Here is a 2243-nt window from a genome sequence, read left to right as displayed (position 1 = left end):
CCGCGAGGTGCCGTGCGTCGTGGTGGTGCCCTCGTCGACGATCACGCCGATGTTGCGGAGCATGTCGGCGCGCCCGCACACCGGGCAGAGCGGGCCCGCCTCGAGGGGCGGAAGGTGCGTCAGCGGCGAGGGTCGGGCGGACGCCGACGGATGTCGGTCTCCGGTCCAGGAACGGCCGTCCCAATATCGACGTGAACCGGGCGCATCGGGATCGTCGTACCACCCGGCGGAAGGCAGCGCCATAGAACACCCCCAGATCGAGGTCCCCAGTTGGCGCCATGATCCTCCGCGCCCGGAGCCCTGTCAATGGTCGGGATGCCGCCGGGAGAAGGGGCTCAGCTGCGGGTGCGCAGCAGCGGGATCCGGGGCATGAGCCAGTCGGCCCACACCACCCGCGCGCCGGGGGCGACGGTCAGCGACCAGAAGATCGAGGCGACCGCGTCGCTCGGGTAATGCACCGCGTCGATGCTGACGGATGCCCCCACGCCGAGCACCAGAACCGCGCCGGCGACGACACCCACCGGCATCCAGCGCGTGCCGCGCAGCACGAACACGAGGGCTACCACGAAGGCCGTGACGAACACGGTGTGACCGCTCGGGAACGACGGGTCGACCTGCACGGGAGAGAAGGGGTGAGACAGCAGGCTGAGCTCGGGCCGGGGCCGGTGCACCAGGATCTTGACGACGTCGGACGGGATCCAGGTGATCGCGACCGTGCCGGCGAAGGCCGCGGCGACCGGCAGCCGCCGGGTCGACAGCCAGATCACCGCGGTCGCGAGCACGGTGATCGCGATGGCCGACACCGGCTCGAGGCCGTGGTAGACGAGGCTCGTCACCGTGCCGAGAACGCCGGTGTGCAGGGTGTTCAGCGCCTGGGCGAGGGCGAGATCGAAGGGGTGGGAGCGCAGCGCGAATCCCACCCCGGTCACGACGGCGGCGCCCGCCAGCGCCACGACCACGACGGCGACCGGATGCTGCGACGGGCGCAGGATGCCGTTGCGCGCCCGGGCGGATCTCGACTCGGACCGGGTCGGGGAAAGCAGTGTCTCGGCGCTCATCGGTTCACTTCCTGCAGGGCGGGTGCGGCGGGGTCGGATGCCGCGCTCGAATCGGCGGCGGCACGGACGCGACGGCGGCGCTTCAGCGCCGTGATGCCGACCGGGGCGACCGTCACGACGACGACGCCGACCATGATCCAGTCGATGTTCGCCGCGACCCACGGGATTCTGCCGAGCAGCGACCCCGCGACGCCCAGCACCGCCGCCCACACGATAGCGCTCAGGGCGTTCCACAGGCTGAACAGACGGTGGGACAGGGAGGAGGCCCCGGCCGCCGGCGAGATGTAGGTGCGCACGATCGGCACGAACCGGGCCAGCACGATCGCGAAGCGCCCCCAGCGGGCGAAGAAGGTCTCGGTCTCGTCCAGGTAGCGGGTCTTGAACACGCGGGCGCCGGGCGTGAAGAGCCTCCGTCCGAAGCGGCGCCCGATGACGAAGCCGACCTCGGCACCGGCGATCGCCCCGACGGCCGCGATCCCGGCGATGACGTACCACGGCACGTGCAGCACCGGGGCGAGAAGAGCGGCCGCGAAGATCAGGCTGTCGCCGGGCAGGAACGGGAACAGCAGGCCGTTCTCGACGAACACCATGGCCGCGATGAGCACCAGCGCGATCGGGCCGATCGCGGCGAGGGAGGTGACGATGTTCATCCGTCCATCGTCGGACGGCCGGACTAAGAACTCTCCGAGAAGGGGGACGGCGGGCCGCGGGGTGCCGGGACCCGACCGTGTCAGGCGCCCGGGGTCACGCGCCCGGATCCGTCGACGAGCACGCGCACGCTGTCGCCGTCGAGCACGAATCGCAGTCCGGTGCCGTCCGCGTACTGCTGCCGGAGCCCGGCCGGGGAGACATCGTCCACGCCCACCTGCACGATCGCCGGCAGCGCGCCCGCGGTGCAACCCGTGTAGATCGGGCCCTGCATCTCGGCCGGGTCGGTCGTCGTCGGGAAGACGGCGAGGCAGGCGACGCCGGGACCGCCGAACACGTCCATCGCCCTGACGACCGTGAGCCCGTGGAAGGATGCGCCCACCACGTCCGAAGCCGTGCCGAACAGGCCCTGCGAAGCGCCGTCCCTCGTGAGGGCGAGGGTCTCCGCTTCGGTGAGACCGCCCCTCCCGGACAGGACCGCGAGCGCGCCGTAGGTCAGCACCGCGGTCACCACGACGGACAGCGGCCAGAGCACCG

The 2243-nt window shown here is 71.8% G+C and carries 3 protein-coding genes and 1 pseudogene; all 4 read right to left on the bottom strand.

The window, feature by feature from the left end:
* Positions 1 to 243 (bottom strand): DUF2510 domain-containing protein (locus tag VJR25_RS00535; protein WP_324111425.1); only part of this gene is annotated, 243 nt, incomplete at its 3' end.
* Between the two features lie 92 nt (positions 244 to 335).
* Positions 336 to 1058 (bottom strand): phosphatase PAP2 family protein, encoded by a 723-nt coding sequence (locus VJR25_RS00530; protein WP_324111423.1) that lies wholly within the window; start codon positions 1056 to 1058, stop codon positions 336 to 338.
* The gene (locus tag VJR25_RS00525; protein WP_324111421.1) at positions 1055 to 1708 is read right to left on the bottom strand and encodes a DedA family protein; all 654 of its coding nucleotides are present in this window, start codon (positions 1706 to 1708) and stop codon (positions 1055 to 1057) included. Before VJR25_RS00525 ends, VJR25_RS00530 begins: the two co-directional genes overlap by 4 nt.
* A gap of 80 nt (positions 1709 to 1788) precedes the next feature.
* Positions 1789 to 2243 (bottom strand): annotated as a pseudogene (locus VJR25_RS00520) (hypothetical protein); the annotation flags it as partial.

It is taken from the genome of Microbacterium sp., assembly GCF_035277845.1.
GTDB lineage: Bacteria > Actinomycetota > Actinomycetes > Actinomycetales > Microbacteriaceae > Microbacterium.
The sequence above is the reverse complement of the archived record's forward strand: the minus strand, read 5'-3'. Positions and strand labels throughout refer to the sequence as shown.

Bases quoted from the DNA above. Each gene is read 5' to 3' on its own strand.
- VJR25_RS00525 (WP_324111421.1), bottom strand. From the start codon at position 1,708: ATGAACATCGTCACCTCCCTCGCCGCGATCGGCCCGATCGCGCTGGTG.
- VJR25_RS00530 (WP_324111423.1), bottom strand. From the start codon at position 1,058: ATGAGCGCCGAGACACTGCTTTCCCCGACCCGGTCCGAGTCGAGATCC.